Origin of the sequence: Endozoicomonas montiporae CL-33 (assembly GCF_001583435.1) — a bacterium.
GTDB lineage: Bacteria > Pseudomonadota > Gammaproteobacteria > Pseudomonadales > Endozoicomonadaceae > Endozoicomonas_A > Endozoicomonas_A montiporae.
On sequence record NZ_CP013251.1, the window covers coordinates 927,374 to 944,437 of the forward strand.

At 48.9% G+C, this 17,064-nt stretch carries 12 protein-coding genes; 8 read left to right on the top strand and 4 right to left on the bottom strand.

Going from position 1 to position 17,064, the window contains the following annotated elements; genetic code table 11:
* Positions 1–111: 111 nt before the first annotated feature.
* Entirely contained in the window at positions 112–2,937 is a 2,826-nt protein-coding gene (gene uvrA, locus EZMO1_RS04115) for an excinuclease ABC subunit UvrA (protein WP_034872318.1), read from the bottom strand.
* A gap of 87 nt (positions 2,938–3,024) precedes the next feature.
* Positions 3,025–3,927 carry a hypothetical protein gene (locus EZMO1_RS04120; protein WP_034872320.1) on the bottom strand — a complete coding sequence of 301 codons (903 nt, stop codon included), beginning with the start codon at positions 3,925–3,927 and terminating at the stop codon, positions 3,025–3,027.
* Positions 3,928–4,178: 251 nt separating this feature from the next.
* Here EZMO1_RS04120 and EZMO1_RS04125 point away from each other — a divergent pair, with 251 nt between their 5' ends.
* The 3 genes from EZMO1_RS04125 to ssb all read left to right on the top strand — a co-directional run bounded on the left by EZMO1_RS04125 (position 4,179) and on the right by ssb (position 7,253).
* Positions 4,179–5,045 (top strand): endonuclease/exonuclease/phosphatase family protein, encoded by an 867-nt coding sequence (locus tag EZMO1_RS04125; protein WP_034873373.1) that lies wholly within the window; start codon positions 4,179–4,181, stop codon positions 5,043–5,045.
* Positions 5,046–5,149: 104 nt separating this feature from the next.
* Positions 5,150–6,502 carry an MFS transporter gene (locus EZMO1_RS04130; protein ID WP_034872322.1) on the top strand — a complete coding sequence of 451 codons (1,353 nt, stop codon included), beginning with the start codon at positions 5,150–5,152 and terminating at the stop codon, positions 6,500–6,502.
* Between the two features lie 154 nt (positions 6,503–6,656).
* Complete coding sequence (gene ssb / locus EZMO1_RS04135) at positions 6,657–7,253, top strand: single-stranded DNA-binding protein (protein WP_034872323.1); 597 nt, start codon at positions 6,657–6,659, stop codon at positions 7,251–7,253.
* A 79-nt stretch (positions 7,254–7,332) separates the two neighbouring features.
* On the opposite strand, the gene EZMO1_RS04140 is transcribed toward ssb, so the two are convergent.
* Positions 7,333–8,415, bottom strand: coding sequence for an aspartate/glutamate racemase family protein (locus EZMO1_RS04140; RefSeq protein ID WP_034872325.1), 1,083 nt, complete (start codon positions 8,413–8,415; stop codon positions 7,333–7,335).
* Positions 8,416–8,921: 506 nt separating this feature from the next.
* Here EZMO1_RS04140 and EZMO1_RS04145 point away from each other — a divergent pair.
* From EZMO1_RS04145 to EZMO1_RS04160, 4 genes are all read left to right on the top strand, one after another.
* Positions 8,922–10,319 (top strand): L-cystine transporter, encoded by a 1,398-nt coding sequence (locus EZMO1_RS04145; protein ID WP_034873374.1) that lies wholly within the window; start codon positions 8,922–8,924, stop codon positions 10,317–10,319.
* A 96-nt stretch (positions 10,320–10,415) separates the two neighbouring features.
* Positions 10,416–11,750: a CoA-disulfide reductase gene (locus EZMO1_RS04150; RefSeq protein WP_034872327.1), complete on the top strand. Its 1,335-nt coding sequence runs from the start codon at positions 10,416–10,418 to the stop codon at positions 11,748–11,750.
* A gap of 126 nt (positions 11,751–11,876) precedes the next feature.
* Positions 11,877–12,785, top strand: coding sequence for a LysR family transcriptional regulator (locus tag EZMO1_RS04155; RefSeq protein ID WP_034872329.1), 909 nt, complete (start codon positions 11,877–11,879; stop codon positions 12,783–12,785).
* Positions 12,772–13,344, top strand: coding sequence for a 5-formyltetrahydrofolate cyclo-ligase (locus EZMO1_RS04160; RefSeq protein ID WP_034872331.1), 573 nt, complete (start codon positions 12,772–12,774; stop codon positions 13,342–13,344). Before EZMO1_RS04155 ends, EZMO1_RS04160 begins: the two co-directional genes overlap by 14 nt.
* Before the next feature lie 687 nt (positions 13,345–14,031).
* Here the strand turns inward: EZMO1_RS04160 and rep are convergent.
* Positions 14,032–16,044, bottom strand: coding sequence for a DNA helicase Rep (gene rep, locus EZMO1_RS04165; protein ID WP_034872333.1), 2,013 nt, complete (start codon positions 16,042–16,044; stop codon positions 14,032–14,034).
* A gap of 158 nt (positions 16,045–16,202) precedes the next feature.
* On the opposite strand from rep, the gene EZMO1_RS04170 reads away from it, so the two are divergent.
* The gene (locus tag EZMO1_RS04170; RefSeq protein WP_051789203.1) at positions 16,203–16,931 is read left to right on the top strand and encodes a redoxin domain-containing protein; all 729 of its coding nucleotides are present in this window, start codon (positions 16,203–16,205) and stop codon (positions 16,929–16,931) included.
* Positions 16,932–17,064: the final 133 nt, after the last annotated feature.

Consider the following 17,064-nt stretch of genomic DNA (forward strand, 5'->3'; position numbering starts at 1 on the left):
TTTATGATTCATTCATCAGCCAGGGCTTTTGTCTAGGAGGCTTGGTTCCGTGGGCATCATTGAGCCTGACAAAAACCGTGAGGCTTTTTTCAGTCTCACGGTTTTGTTGACTTACGGACGGATTATTGGTTTCAGGAAACGGCCCGTGTGAGAAATGTTCATTTTTGCCACAGTCTCAGGAGTGCCTGTGGCAATGATATCGCCACCACCGTCGCCCCCTTCCGGTCCCAGATCCACAATCCAGTCTGCGGTTTTAATCACATCCAGATTATGCTCAATGACCACCACGGTATTGCCATGATCCCGCAAGCGGTGCAGAACATTAAGCAGTTGTTGTATATCGTGGAAGTGCAGCCCGGTGGTGGGTTCGTCCAGAATATACATGGTTTTGCCGGTATCCCGCTTGGACAGCTCTTTGGCCAGTTTTACCCGCTGGGCTTCGCCGCCAGAGAGGGTGGTGGCATTCTGCCCCAGATGAATATACGACAAACCCACATCCATCAGGGTTTGTAGTTTGCGATTGATGGCGGGTATCGCGTCGAAAAACTCCAGTGCTTCCTCTACCGTCATATCCAGCACTTCATCAATGCCTTTGCCTTTGTATTTCACGTCGAGGGTTTCACGGTTATAACGCTTGCCCTTACACACGTCGCAGGGAACATAGATATCAGGCAGGAAGTGCATTTCAACCTTGATCACACCATCCCCCTGACAGGCTTCGCAGCGTCCGCCTTTAACGTTGAAGCTGAATCGTCCGGGTTTATAGCCTCTTGAGCGGGCTTCCTGTGTACCGGCAAACAGTTCCCGAATGGCAGTGAAAATGCCGGTGTAGGTAGCAGGGTTGGAGCGTGGTGTACGACCAATGGGGCTCTGGTCAATATCAATGCATTTGTCGAAGTGCCCCATACCGGTGATCTTTTTGTATGGTGCCGGGCTTAAAGTGGTGGCTTTGTTCAGCTCGGTGGCGCAGATCGGATAAAGGGTACTGTTGATCAGCGTGGATTTGCCGGAGCCGGAAACACCGGTGACACAGGTCATTAGCCCGACAGGGATTTCCAGAGTGACGTTCTTGAGGTTGTTTCCGGAACAGCCGGACAGTTTCAGAACCTTTTTCTTGTCTTTTGGCGTGCGCTGTTCGGGAATGGCGATGACCTTTGCCCCTGACAGGTACTGGCCGGTCAGAGACTGTTCATTATCCATCACTGCCTGCGGGGAGCCCTGAGCAATGATTTCACCGCCGTGAACACCAGCGCCCGGACCGATATCAATGACATGGTCGGCCATGCGGATGGCGTCTTCATCGTGTTCTACGACAATGACAGTATTTCCAAGATTGCGCAGTCGGGTCAGAGTGCTTAGTAGACGCTCGTTGTCGCGTTGGTGCAGACCTATGCTGGGTTCATCAAGGATATACATCACGCCAACCAGTCCTGCACCAATCTGGCTGGCAAGCCGGATGCGTTGTGCCTCTCCGCCGGACAGGGTGTCAGCACTGCGATCCAGTGTCAGATAATTCAGGCCAACGTTAACCAGAAAACTCAGTCGTTCGCAGATTTCTTTCAGAATTTTCTCGGCAATCTCCCCGCGATTACCCGGCAGTTCCAGTTCGCTGAAATACGTCAGCGCTCGTTCAACGGGCAGCTTGACCAGTTCTGGCAGAGTTTCTTCCTGCACAAATACGTTGCGGGACTCCAGACGCAGGCGTGAACCTTTACAGCCCGGGCAGTGCTGTGTGCTCAGGTATTTGGACAGTTCATCACGCACTGCCTGAGATTCGGTATCACGGAAGCGTCGTTCAAAATTGGGAATAATGCCTTCAAAGCGGTGGCGCTTTTTATAGATATCGCCACGGTCATTAACGTAACTGAAATCAATCTGCTCATCACCCGAGCCGTTGAGAATAATCTCCTGCTGTTTAGCCGTCAGATCGTCAAAGGCAGTATCTATATTAAACCCGTAATGCTTTGCCAGTGACTTCAGCATATGGAAGTAGTACACACTGCGGCGATCCCAGCCACGGATTGCGCCTTCTGCTAGCGTTAACTCCGGATGTTGAACAATACGATCCTGATCAAAGAACTGTTTAACGCCTAATCCGTCGCAGGTCGGGCAGGCACCGGCCGGATTGTTAAAGGAGAACATGCGCGGTTCCAGCTCGTTAATGCTGTAACCACACTCCGGGCAGGCAAATCGTGCGGAATACACGACATCGTCCTGCTCGCCATCCATGTAGCTGACCGATACCAGCCCGTCGGTCAGCTCTAAAGCGGTTTCAATGGATTCGGCCAGACGCAATTGCAGATCGTCGCGTACCTTAAAACGGTCTACCACCACTTCTATGGTGTGTTTCTTTTTCTTGTCCAGCGCCGGGGGATTATCGAGGTCGGTGACAATGCCGTTGATTCGGGCCCGGATAAACCCCTGGGTTTTCAGTTCGTTAAACACATGCAGGTGTTCACCCTTTCGATCCCTGACCACCGGAGCCAGCAGCATGAGTTTGGTGCCTTCGGGAATGGCAAGAATCTGGTCAACCATCTGGCTGACGGTCTGTGCCTCCAGAGGCAGGTGGTGTTTCGGGCAGCGGGGAATACCGGTACGGGCAAAGAGCAGGCGCAGGTAGTCGTAGATCTCGGTAATGGTACCGACAGTGGAACGGGGGTTATGGCTGGTGGACTTCTGCTCAATGGAAATGGCGGGTGACAGGCCTTCAATATGGTCAACGTCGGGCTTTTCCATCATCGACAAAAACTGCCGGGCATAGGCCGACAGCGACTCGACATAGCGGCGCTGCCCTTCAGCGTACAGGGTGTCGAACGCCAGAGAAGATTTGCCTGAGCCCGACAATCCCGTAATCACGATCAGACTGTCTCTGGGCATTTCCAGATCAATGTTCTTCAGGTTATGGGTTCGTGCGCCCTGTACCGTAATTTTGTCCACTGCCTGCTCCTCTGCGTGGGCATTAAGTCAACAGAGGAGTATAAAACAAACAACTGGTGAAACTGTATTGAATTTTGTCTCGGGCATTCATAATGCAGGAGCAGGATCAATGTATTTCGTTTTGGAGAATTGCAGTTCCTGGTAGCCATTAGGCCATGGAGCATCAACTACCCAATAATAGCCCCAGTTACCCGAAAGCCTGTTATACAGGCTGACGATGAAGAATTCATGACCTGTTTTATGTAAGTGTGAAATACCTCTGGCAGGCATGTCGTAATAATATTTTCCATTCGTGCTTTTTAAAGGGTGCTGCATTTTTGATAATTCCGGCGCATGGTGGCACATATGAAGTGCCTTTCTTTCATCACCAGACATCTGTTCCAGCTCTGGGAATGAAGGAGATAATCGCTGCCACGAGACTTGCTTGTTGTTGGTCACATCGGATTTTGTGTTAGATGGACTGCCGTCTGTGTTGGTGTAAGAAACAGACGTTGCCAGTATTGTGAGTTTGTTATTTTTCAGATCATATTCCAGCTTGGGAAGCAGAAGAGTATCAAGCTTATCAACTCTAACCCCTAGTGCCTGATGGGGAAATATCATTTTATTTTTAGTGAACCACTTCTTGCACTGACCTGAAACATTGCTTAGGTCGGTACTTGATTGAACCTGTGAAATCGGTGAGCAAATAGCACGTGCGGAAAACAAGTTGACATTAAGGTCACCGTATTGAGGCTTGAGATATTTTCCACGAATGATTTGGGGTATCAGAACGATTTTTGTACCTGCATTTTTCAGGTCATCGCTACTATCCAGTTTATAGGTGATTTCAGGTAGAAGATTCATGCTCTCTCCAAAGTCAGGAGTGGACAGCTCGGAGAAGAAAGAGCCTCTGTTCAGGAAATAGACGAGTGTCACTGACACTAACCCTATTCCGGTAATAGTGTAAGCTACTCTATTGGCGTGTGCCTGCTGCTTGGGCAGTGCTGCCATTAAGCAGATGAGAGCAGCTAATAATAGTCCTTTACTGTGCGTTATGAACGGAATTTTATATGAGCATGTCATTAATGCTAGCTCCTTTCTGTTGTGATATTTGGCAGGAATAAAAATAGCTCAGGACTTTGAAAGTGCTTAAGTAGGTTGAATAAGAGGTTGATAACAGAGAAATGGTCGGTGGATTATTCAAAGTTCACTGTTGTCGCATTTAGTCTATAGTTCTGGACTTTAAGCAAATGGACAGGTTTATGGTCTTTTGGAGAGTAGTATTCAGTGTCTGGCTGACGATAGCGGTTTCTTTCTCTGCTCTCGCAGGAGATCAGCGCGAGCCTGAACATGCGCGCTCCGAAGTCACCAACAAAGTGTATCAGACAGATAATGCACCTTCGCTGCGGGTAGTCACCTTTAACATGGCTGCTGGCAGAGTAGGATCGCTGGCCGAACTGGCAAAAGCGATGGTAGCTCTGGACGCTGATATCATTGGCATTCAGGAAGTTGATAACCAGACGTTGCGCAGCGGTGGTGTCGATCAGGCAAAAGAACTGGCCAGCTTAACCGGTTTTAATGTGGAATTTGCCAAAGCCATTGATTTTGAGGGCGGTGAGTACGGTCTTGCCATTGCATCAAGGCATCCCATTGTCGCAACCGATTTATTACCACTGGCATCCGGTCAGGAAGAAGGGCGGGTGGTTCAAATGGCGAAAGTGAGTGTACCTGAATTTGAACACCCAGTGACCGTATTCAACACCCACCTGGATACCAGTGAAGACCCGCAGCTGCGGTTGCAGCAAACCCGGCAGTTGAATAAATGGACTATGAATCAGCGCGGCATCAAACTGTTGCTGGGTGACTTCAATGATGTTCGTCAGTCAGCGACTTATAAAGAGTTAAAGCGTTATTGGAAAGACACTTGGAATAATAAATCAAATGAGCGCACCTGGCCGGCCTCCAACCCTGAGATCAAGGTGGATTATGTGTTTACCTCACCGGCACAGCAATGGAAGGTGGTTAAAGCCAGTCTGCCTGCCGAAGATGTCCGGTTAAAGCAGATCCGATGGCCAGAAGTGACGGACCATCTGCCCGTTGTAGTGGATATGATCTTGTTGGAACAATAAGCTGCCTCCTGAGGCGGGGCTGAATATTTTGTTATTTGTGGACTTGTTTTCGGTATTTCCTGATAAACTTGGCATCACTGGAAAAGATTTATAAGAAGTCAGGAATGTCTGGTCAGGAACTCAAAACATCTCTCTCCCTGTCTCTGGTATTTATGTTCCGCATGTTCGGGCTGTTTATGGTGCTGCCCGTCATGGCACTGTATGCCGATCAGTTGGAAGGTTCGACCCCTCTGCTGGTGGGTCTGGCAATCGGAGCCTATGGTTTCAGTCAGGCGCTGTTACAGATACCGTTTGGCTGGTTATCCGATCGCATCGGGCGGAAAAAAATCATTATTGCCGGCTTGGTACTGTTTATTGCAGGCAGTCTGGTGGCGGCTTATGCCGACACTATTCAGGGCGTTATTCTGGGGCGTATTCTGCAGGGCTGTGGCGCCATTGCCGGTGCGGTGACAGCTCTGCTGGCGGATCTTACCCGTGAACAGTATCGTACCCGTTCCATGGCTATTTTCGGCATGGGGATTGGTTTGTCCTTTTGTCTTGCCATGATGCTTGGCCCCGTTATCGCAGCAGGCTGGGGATTGTCCGGGCTGTTTTTCAGCAATGTCTGGCTGGCGCTTGCAGGCATTTTGATTGTCCTGCTGGTGGTTCCGTCTGCGGTGACGCGGCGTCAGGATCTGAATTCATCCGTCAGCCAGAAATGTGTCCGGCAGATTCTGCGCAATGGCGAACTGTTGCGTTTAATGTTTGGAATATTTGTCCTCCACTTTATTGTTATGGGGCTGTTTGTGTTTTTGCCCCGCGAACTGGAAAGCACCATGAATATTCCCCGGGCGTCCCATGGCTGGGTTTATCTGGTGGGGCTACTGGGTTCGTTTCTGGTGATTATTCCTTTCATTATCTACAGCGAAAAACAGCAACGGCTGAAACAGTGTTTTATTTCGGCGGTCACGTTGTTGCTGGTGTCAATGGTGTGTATGGCTCTGGCAGGCAATTATCGCTGGTGGCTGGTGGCAGGATTGCTGATCTTTTTCGCCGGATTTAACTTTCTCGAAGCCTCTCTACCTTCACTGGCGAGTAAGTTATCGCCTGCAGGCACCCGTGGCACCACCATGGGATTATACTCAACCTGTCAGTTTGCCGGAGCGGCTCTGGGCGGGGTTCTGTCAGGTCTGGGCTATGAATACCGGGGTTTAGAAGGCGTACTGGTGGTCTGTGCAATTCCTACTGCACTCTGGTGGCTATTGTCTGTTACCATGAAGCATCCCCCCTATGTCAGCAGTATGGTAATGGCCCTGAATCCTGCCAGTGGTGGGGATGCCGGAACAGTGAGTCGGGCGCTTGCCGTTATCCCCGGGGTTGAAGAGGTCACGGTTTTGGGCAGAGAACGAACGGCCTATTTAAAAGTAAATCGCAGGACACTCGATATGTCAGCGCTGCGACAATATGGCGAGTGTTGACAATCACCGGCACCTGCTGACACATTGATGAAACCGCCATGAGTAAATGTTGTCTACTGATACAAGCGTTTGCGGCTTTGGCAGGTTGCTCTCGACAGTTTGCCTTTGGTAGAACGTACAATGTTTACCGGATATATAATATTGGAGAATTTAGATGGCACGTGGTGTTAACAAGGTCATTCTGATCGGTAATCTGGGCGGCGATCCGGATGTCCGGTTTACCCCTAATGGCAGTGCGGTAGCCAATTTTAACGTGGCTACCAGTGAATCCTGGACCGATAAAAATACCGGTCAGCGTCAGGATCGTACCGAATGGCACCGTGTCGTGGTGTTCGGCAAGCTGGCTGAGATTTGTCAGCAATACCTGCGCAAGGGTTCCAAGGTTTATCTTGAAGGTAAACTGCAGACCCGCAAGTGGCAGGATCAGCAGGGTCAGGATCGTTACACCACGGAAGTGGTAGTAGACGGTTTCGGTGGCCAGATGCAAATGCTGGATAGCCGTCAGGACGGTGGTATGGGTGCTGTACCCAACCAGATGGGCGGTGGTTACCAGCAGCCTCAGGCTGCACCACAGCAGCAGGCGCCACAGCAGCAAGCACCACAACAGCGTGCTCCCCAGCAGCAATATGCGGCTCCGCAACAGCAGGCTCAGCCACAGGCGCAGCAACGTCCTGCACCGGCACAACAGCAGGCAGCGCCTCAGCCAGCAGCTGCTGGTTTTGATGATTTTGATGATGATATTCCGTTCTGAGGAACAGATTTGACGTCATTTTAATAAGGGAGCCGCGCGCTCCCTTATTTTTTGATATTAAAAAGTCTTCTGTCGTTTGTTAGAGAGACAGCAGTTCATCAGTAAAGAAATCTTTGAGATACGACTCAATATAATCTGCGAGAGGCTCACCCTCGTTGTGAACCCTTATGTTCAATTCTGACAGACTGGTTTCGATGTCAGTGTCGTTTTCACGGAAGAACAGAGTTGGCAGGTGCATATAGCTGCCTTTAATACTGGCATTGCGATCAGCCAGATAACGAGCAGTATGACTAAAAATCTCTTTTTGGATAATGGCTGCAGATTGCAGTGAGCTGACTTTTATTGAGATCGGCTGGAACCAGTCGGTGTATGTGCCGAAATAGTCGTTTAATGACTTATCCAGTTTTTGTCGTTCACCAGTGCCTTTTACCAGTGCTTCTGCCAGACGCTGAGAGGCATCAATCACTTCTATATGATCCGGAATCATGCCTTGCTGTTTAAAGCGTTGCACACTCTGTTGTGTCAGTGCCAGCGGCAGTTCAGTACAACCGAGTACTACTTTTGAGCATCCCTGTGTTTCACTTTCTGATCGGATCACTTCGCACAGCAAAGCCTCAGCTTGAGGTGTGATTTGCGCTGTTTTAATACCAAACAGGGGGTTATAGATAGCATCCATGACCTTTTTCTGGTTTTCCGGTGATGGCTTAGTTGATTCTACCCCCTGTTCCGCCAGCGCACTCTGATAAAGACCCGAATCGACGAGACTGTTCACACCCATCACCAGAACGTTATCTGTGGTGCCTTCCAGAGTCATCGCCGTGTATTTCAGCATATCAACAAAGGGTAGGCTGAGCTGTGGCAGTACCTTTCTGAAATGTTCATGGCCACTGTTGCAGGCCAGCCCTGTGAGGTCTGCGCCCAGATGTTGCATAAAAGCGAGCGTGTAGTGTGTGGTATCGATTTTAGGCAGCTCGGGAGGATCGGAGGGCAACCATTTGTGCATCACTTCATCCGGTTTGTAAGCAAGACGGGAGTTACCAAAAGCAATAAATTCACGATCTTTGTGTTCAGGGTAAGAGGCCATTTTTTCAAACAGGTCTACCATGGCTTCATTGCCCATGCCGCCAATGATGCCCATACGCTGGTTGGTTTTCTGAATCATTTCTGTTGTGATCTGGGGAAATTAAGGAAGAGGGATCTGGTGATTTTATAACCGAAAGGAGGTGGTTTCATTGATCTGGATAGCTTGCAATGTTGCAACTTGAGTCGTTCCATACAGTTGATGACTTGCGTCTTTTTAAGAGAGCAAAACTCAATTTTTATATTATTTAAAGTTATAAAAAAATAATTATTATCTATTTCAGTTATCAATAGCGTATTGTTAGTCTTGCCCTGCGTTCCACGAAGCAACGGTTAACATCAAAAAATGCTCGTTATGCAGTTTTATTCGAGTGACTCCATACCCCGGTATCTTTCTGACCAGCCAATACTCTGTTGCTGCTGAGCTTCAGAACACCCTATTGAGCAGCAGGCTTGTACTGACATTTCCACAGATCAGTCGCTATTCGGAAGGGCCTTCACTATCTTGTGAAGGTTGCCATGGCTGCGTGTGTCCTGAAAACCGTCCCTGAACCCGTCTTTTATCTTTTTGATTCTCAGGAGTACTCCATGAATCTGTACGTAATGCTCAACATCGGCATGATGTTGGTGATGATCTATTATCTGTACCGCTTGCAAAGCCAGTATATGAAGTTTACCCGTCGTGTATTTATCGCACTGGGTCTTGGTGCCGCTTATGGTCTGATATTGCACTTTATATACGGCACCGGTTCACAGACGATTGCGTCATCTATAGAGTACTTTGACATTGTTGGGCGTGGTTATGTTCAGCTTCTGAGGATGATAGTGACGCCTCTGGTGATGGTGTCGATTATTACCGCCATCCTGAAGTTAAAGGGTGGCCAGTCACTGGGTAAAATCAGTGGTGTCAGTATTGGTGTATTGCTGTTGACAGTAGCGATTGCTGGCTTAATCGGGATTGCAGTGTCTTTGTTGTTTGGTCTTTCTGCCGAAGGGCTGACAGCGGGTGCAAGAGAGCTTGCCCGTGCCGAAATGCTGACTGACCGGCTGGGAACAGCAGAACAACTGTCTGTTGCGTCTATGCTGGTTGATGTCATTCCTGCCAACCCGTTTCAGGATATGGCCGGGTTACGTTCTACCTCCATTATTTCTGTCGTGATTTTTTCAGCCTTCATTGGTCTTGCAGGTCTTGGCATCCACAAGAAAAAGCCGGAACAGGGCGAGTTATTCGATAAGGCTATGGAAGTGGCACATTCTGTTGTGATGCGTATGGTGACTGTCGTACTGCGATTGACGCCTTATGGTGTTCTGGCGCTGATGACAAAGGTAATGGCGACCAGTAATTTTGACGACATCCTTAACCTGATCAATTTTGTGTTGGCGTCGTATGTCGCAATACTGTTGATGTTTATTGTGCATCTGCTGTTGGTGGGGCTCATGGGGGGAAACCCGCTGACGTTTGTGAAGAAGGTGATTCCGGTACTGACCTTTGCTTTCACCTCACGCAGCAGTGCTGGCACCATTCCACTCACTGTTCAGACCCAGACCCAGAGCCTGGGAGTACCAGAAGGTATAGCCAACTTTGCAGCCTCCTTTGGTGCCACCATTGGTCAGAATGGCTGTGCAGGTATTTATCCGGCCATGCTGGCGGTGATGATTGCCCCAACGGTGGGTATTAACCCAATGGATATCTCTTTCATATTTACCCTGATTGCTACCATTGTCGTAGGCTCATTTGGTGTCGCAGGGGTGGGTGGCGGAGCAACCTTTGCTGCACTGATTGTATTGTCTTCTCTGAATCTGCCAGTGGCTCTGGCCGGATTGCTGATTTCCATCGAACCTCTGATTGATATGGGCCGTACCGCCCTGAATGTGAATGGTGCCATTACATCAGGGTTTGTCACCAGTCGTTTATTGGGTGAAGCCGACATGGAAATCTATAACTCTTCGCAGGAGCTGGAAATGGATCTGGAAGCCATTTCCTGATCTTTCTGGTTTTAAATTGAAAGCATCCCGGCAGGCCCGGGATGTTTTGCATCTCTTGTTATTGAATGTCCTGAACAAGCAGTAAGGAATCCACACATGAAAATTGTCATCATTGGTGCTGAAGCCGCGGGCATGAGCGCCGCCGCAAAAGCTCGGCGAACCGACCGCAGTGCCGAAATCGTGGTACTTGAGCAAAGTGATATTGTGTCCTTCGGTGCCTGCGGACTGCCCTATTTTGTGGGTGGTTATTTTGATGATGCGTCTTTTATGGCCGAACGAAGTGCTGATCAGTTTGTTCAGTCAGGGATTGATCTCAGGGTCAGGCACAGAGTTGAAAAAGTGGATGCCAACAATAAGACCCTTCATGTACGGAATCTGGAAAATAGCGACGTTTATGTAGAAGATTATGATCGTTTAATGATTGCCACTGGCGCATCAGCCATTCGGCCACCGATCGGTAATCTGGAGCTTGGCAATGTCTTTTTTCTGAAGACCATGGCTGATGGTTATGGATTGAAAGAAGCCGTTCTGGATGACAGGGTTCAGAATGTTGTCGTCGTCGGTGCTGGCTACATCGGTCTGGAAGTGGTCGAGGCAATGAAAGAGCGGGGTAAACGTGTCAGGCTGATTGAACTGTCTGATCGCGTTGTAAAAGAAAGCTTTGATCCGGAAATCAGTGAACTGATTGCCGATGAAATCCGCGAACAGGGTATCGAGTTGCATCTGCAGGAATCTGTTATCTCACTACAAGGTGATAACAAGGTAACCGGGCTGGTGACTGATAAAGGTGAATACAAAGCCGACCTTGTGATTGTGTGTACCGGTGTATTACCCAACACTCAGTTTCTGAAAGATACCGGCATTAATATGTTGCCTAATGGTGCGCTGGTTATAGATGATCAGGCTCGTACCAGCCTGCCGGATATTTATGCAGCTGGTGACTGTGCCACGGTTTATCATCGTATCAGGCAGGAACAGGTATTTATTCCCTTGGCAACAACGGCTAATAAGCTTGGACGTATGTTAGGGGAAAACCTGACGGGTGCTGAAAAAGTCTTTCCGGGTACGCTGGGTTCTGCAGCGGTTAAAGCTCTGGATATCGAAGCAGGACGAACCGGCATTTCGGAAGCGGATGCAAAAACAGCAGGGTTGGATTACAAGACAGTTGTCATTAATGACAAGAGTCATACTAACTATTATCCGGGACAGTCTGATCTTCGCGTTAAACTGATTTACGAACGTGACAGTAATAAAATTCTGGGTGGTCAGCTGGTTGGCAAACGTGGTGCTGTGCTGCGGGTTGATGCCTTGGCTGCAGCCATTCACTCGGGCATGACCACAGAGGAGCTGGGTATGCTGGATCTTTGCTATGCCCCGCCTTTTGCCCGCACATGGGATCCTTTGAATGTTGCCGGGAATGTTGCAAAGTAGTTTATTAATCTTTCAGGTCGAGGCAGTGCTAAGTTACTTGTTCCTGACGGGCTTGCGGCCATGAGTACGACAGAGGCAAAATAAGCAGTAATTAATGCAATATTAATGGATCACTGCTGAATAATAATGTCCAAAGTAACACTGGAACAGTGGCGCATGCTTCACGCTGTTGTTGAATATGGAGGCTTTGCCCAGGCCTCCAGTGTTCTGCATAAAAGTCAGTCAACCATCAGTTATGCTGTCACCAAACTGCAGGATCAGCTGGGTGTTCGTATTCTGGAAGTGCGCGGACGAAAAGCTGAACTGACAGAGGCGGGCAAAGTCATGTTGCGCCGCTCTCAGGTGTTGCTGAAAGAGTCCGATGCATTGGAAAAGGTCGCCGGTAGTCTTGCCATGGGTTGGGAAGGGGAATTAACGCTGGCGGTAGAGGTGTTATTCCCCTACAACATCCTGATGTCTATTCTTGAAGATTTCTCGCAAGTATCTCGTAATACGCGTCTAGAGCTGGTTGAGTCGGTGCTTTCAGGAACCACTGAAAGGGTGGTTTCCGGCCAGGCCGATCTGGTGATTACCGGGGTTCTCCCTACCGGTTTTTTAGGAGAAAAGTTGCTTTCCATCCGTTTTGTGCCTGTCGCCCGCTTTGATCATCCATTATTGCAACTGGGTAGAACCATTACTGAAAAAGAGCTGAAGCAACAGCGGCAGATCGTTGTTCGTGATTCAGGAATGAAGCGCAGTAGCAGTGCTGGTTGGCTGGGCACAGAGGAACGCTGGACGGTCAGTAACATGACGACTGTTGTCAGGTTGCTGGAGCAGGGGTTAGGTTTTGCCTGGTTGCCGGAACATTATGTAGATACCCGGCTGAAAGAGGGAAGTCTTCAGGTTTTGCCTCTGGATTTAAAAGGGCTAAGAGATGTCCCCCTTTATCTGGTTTTTCCGGATGCCGATAATTGCGGCCCGGCGACTCAGGCTTTGGCAAACCTTATAAGAAATCAGTGTCGTCAGTTTGAGGAAGGTCTTAATGAGAGATCGTAAAGCCATAAGGTCAGAGCTTCGGCAACGCCGCCGAGCCTTATCGCAGGATCAACAAAAGCAGGCAGCAGCAGGGGTGCTGGAGCAAATTAAGCGACGACCTGAATATCAGCGAAGCCAAAAGCTGGCTGTTTATCTTGCTAACGACGGTGAAATCAGTCCTGAAAATATAGTCAGCCATGCCTGGAATGAGGGTAAAAGCTGTTATTTGCCCGTACTGGACGAGCATGACAAGTCAAAGCTGCATTTTCAGCTCTATACGCCGGACACTATTTTGTTGCCCAATCGTTTTAATATTCCGGAACCGGTTCTTGATTTGTCATTGTGTATACCGGCAACAGATCTGGATCTGGTTTTAATGCCGCTTACAGGGTTTGATGAATCAGGTCAGCGTTTGGGAATGGGCGGTGGTTTTTATGACCGTGCTTTTGCCTTTATCAAAACCGTTAACAAGCCGGTGCTGATAGGGTTGGCTCACGAATGTCAGAAAGTGGACTCGATTCCGGTGGAAGACTGGGATGTTCCCATGTCGGGTGTCATTACGGGTGAAAAGGCTTATTAGCGTTTGAGGTTGCCGATCCCTGGCATCCTTCGCACAACATCTAAATCAGTGAAGCGGTTGCTGCAGTAGTCGCTACAGCCAGAACAAACACTGTGAGTAATACAGAGATAGGGTCGCGGGTTTTTCTTACCATTCTTGCTTTCTCCGGTTTTTTTCAGGCAACTCCTCTTTTGATCGCGAATGTAGCCCGATGTTCAATAAAAAACATCACAGCGGGTAAAAATATGTTTTCACCCGTGTAAATTTGTTGCTTTAGATTAAATTCCCAGTGAATTTGTCATAAAACATAAATCTCTGCAAGTAAACAGCGGTTGTCGTACAAGACTAATGTACTTAGTTGTGAGTTCAGTCAATGTTTGTCCATATCATCAAAATAATTGTGGGCAACTATTCAATAAAAGAACTGTTTTATAAAGAAATTGGTTCATCGTGTTCACAGGGTTTCAGATGTCTGTGAACACCTATGAAAAGGCCAATAAGTACTCAGCCATACGGAATTGAATATTTCTGGCTTATTGGGCAGGTGCTATGCAAGGCGCAACGGCGGGAGCATAGCAAGCTATGTGAACAGAGTTGTAACGCAGTCACGACTGCATGGATGCAGGAGATAGGGTAACGCAGGAGCAGTTACCGAGAGCACCTGAACAATGAGTCAGAAAATATGATTTCGTATGGTTGAGTGCTTAGTTAGCTGCTGAGACTCTGACGCAGTGCGGCCAGTGCATTGTTACCAGTGAGCTTTTTCTGTTCTTCCGTTACTTTTTGACCGAAACCGGAATAGGTAAGGTCTTCCTGGGGCAACTCATCAAGAAAACGACTGGGTGTGGTATCAATCACCTCGCCAAACTGTTTACGCTGACCTGCAAGAGTCATGGTCAGTGACTTTCTGGCGCGGGTGATGCCTACATAGGTAAGGCGACGCTCTTCTTCAATATTATCTTCTTCAATACTGGTTCGGTGTGGCAGCAGGTCTTCTTCCATGCCCATCATAAACACGTGCGGGTATTCCAGTCCTTTGGAAGCATGAAGGGTAAGCAGTTGCACACGGTCGGCGTCGTCTTCTTCCTCCTGACGTTCCATCATATCCCGAAGAATCAGGCGGCTGATAGCATCTTCAAGCGTCGCATCTTCGTCACCCCGTTCCAGAGACTGTTGTAAAGAGTCAATCAGAAACCAGACATTTGCCATGCGTTTCTCGGCACCTGCCGGAGTAGCGGTTGTCTGCATCAGCCAGTTTTCGTAGCCGCAGTCTTCTATCATTTCCCGAACGGCTTTAAGTGGGTCATCTTCTGTCTGCGACAGCCGGGTGATATTGTCCATCCAGTCGGTGAACTCTTTAAGCTTTTTCACGTACTTGGACGACAGCTCTTCCTGTAGTCCCATTTCCTGACAGGCAGCGTACATGCTTAACTGGTGGTCACTGGCATAATTACCCAGTTTTTCCAGAGTGGAGGGGCCAATCTCACGGCGGGGTACATTGACAATACGCAGAAAGGCATTGTCGTCATCCTGATTCACCAGCAGACGCAGGTACGCCATGATGTCTTTCACTTCCGCACGGGAGAAAAACGACGTGCCACCGTTAATGTGATAAGGAATCTGGTGCTGCTGCAGTTTCATTTCCAGCAGTCGTGACTGAAAGTTACCCCGGTATAACACGGCATAGTCACGATAATTGGTTTCGTGTCTCAAACGTTGAGTCAGAATCTCGGTGGCTATTCTTTCGCACTCGGCATCATCGCTTTTACAGCGAATCACCCGAATAATGTCGCCCATGCCCAGATCACTCCACAGGGTTTTCTCAAACACATGGGGGTTGTTGGCAATCAGAGTGTTGGCGGCTTTCAGAATGCGGCTGGTTGACCGGTAGTTCTGTTCCAGCTTGATCACTCTCAAACTTGGATAGTCGTCTTTCAGCAGTGCCAGATTTTCCGGGCGGGCACCACGCCAGGCATAAATGGACTGGTCATCGTCGCCTACAACGGTTAGCTTGCCACGGGTGCCCACCAGTCGGCTGATCAGTTCATATTGAGCACCATTGGTATCCTGATACTCATCCACCAGAACGTAGTGCACCTTATTCTGCCAGCGTTCGAGAATCTCCGGATGGTTTCTGAACAGCATAACCGGTTGCAGAATCAGATCATCAAAGTCAACGGCGTTATAGGCTTTCAGGGTGCGGTTGTAATGCTCATACACTCGCGCTGCCAGCTGCTCGTGTGGTTGTCTGGCAATTTGCGAGGCTTGGGCTGGCATTACCAGATCGTTTTTCCAGTTGGAAATGGTGTGCTGAACGGTATCAACGCTTTCTTCGTCGGCACCCATTTCCCGCTGCATCAGTTCGCCAATCAGGGCGAGAGCGTCCTGGGCATCGAAAATAGAAAAGCCGGGCTTGTAACCCAGGGCTTTGTACTCGCGACGAATCAGGTTAAGACCCAGATTGTGAAAGGTTGAAACGGTGAGACCGTGGGATTTTCGTCCCTGCACCAGTTTGCCGACACGCTCTTTCATCTCCCGCGCCGCCTTGTTGGTGAACGTAACGGCAATAATATTTCGGGCATTGAGGCCACAGGTTTCAATCAGATAGGCGATTTTGGTGGTAATAACGCTGGTTTTACCACTGCCTGCACCGGCCAGAACCAGTAATGGCGTATCAATGTATTTGACGGCTTCAGCTTGTCGGTCGTTAAGTTTATGCACTGGCGGAACAATTATTGTGGGTGAAATGATCGATTATACCAGTTATACCCATTTCATTTTCTAAATATGACGGGCTCGGTAAAAAGAGCACTTAAAGATGAAGTGCTGCTGTCTGATTTTCTGCTAAAACTGATTCGTACCCTGTACCCGAGGTTGTTATGAAAATCAGAGCATTTTCTTTTGTGTCTGCAGCGGTGGTTTCTCTGTCTCTTGTTACATCGTCAGCTGAAGCATTCCCTATACCCGGCAGTTATGCCCCCTTGTTCGAAGCACCTGCCGTCATACCGCAGCCGGGCAGTGCCGCCGGAAAGCTGGTGGAGAAATTTAATCTGTCCAGCCTGATTGGCAAAAGCCGGATTATGCTGCTGACCTACCCGAAAAACTGCACGTTTATCTGCCCCACTGAACTGATTGCCCTTAAAAAACGTATTGAGGACTTTCATGACCTGGGTTACGAAGTGCTGGTGCTGTCTACCGATGAAGCGTCTTTGGATAACGATAAAGAGGCTTCTCATCAGGCTTGGCGTATGAAGTCAGACAAGCCTGCCGAGGGCAGGAAAGATACGCCCATTGGTATTGGCGATGCAGACTTTATTATGGTGTCGGACAAGGATCGCAAAATCATTCAGGACTATGGTGTCGAAGGCCCCGACGGTCTGGCATTGAGAGCGACGTTTTTCATCGACAAGCAGGGCAAGGTGCAAATCGCCGAAGTGCAGATGAACAGTATTGGCCGTGATGTAGACGAGCTGTACCGAAAAGCAGCCGCCTTAAAGTTTGTGGAAGACAACGAGAGCATGCTGGCTCCGCAGGGGTGGAAGCCCGGTGACCCGGGCATGGAAACCAGCCACAGTAGTGTTCGTAAACAGGTCAGGAAACAGCAATAGGAGTTTCAAACAAGCTCCTGCACCACTTGTTCGGGCTATTGGGTTGCATTCAATAGCCCTTATTCTTCTGCTTTGTTAGGCTTGCAGGCAGCAAAATAATGAATAACGTAATTGTTGCCCAAGGAGGGTGGGA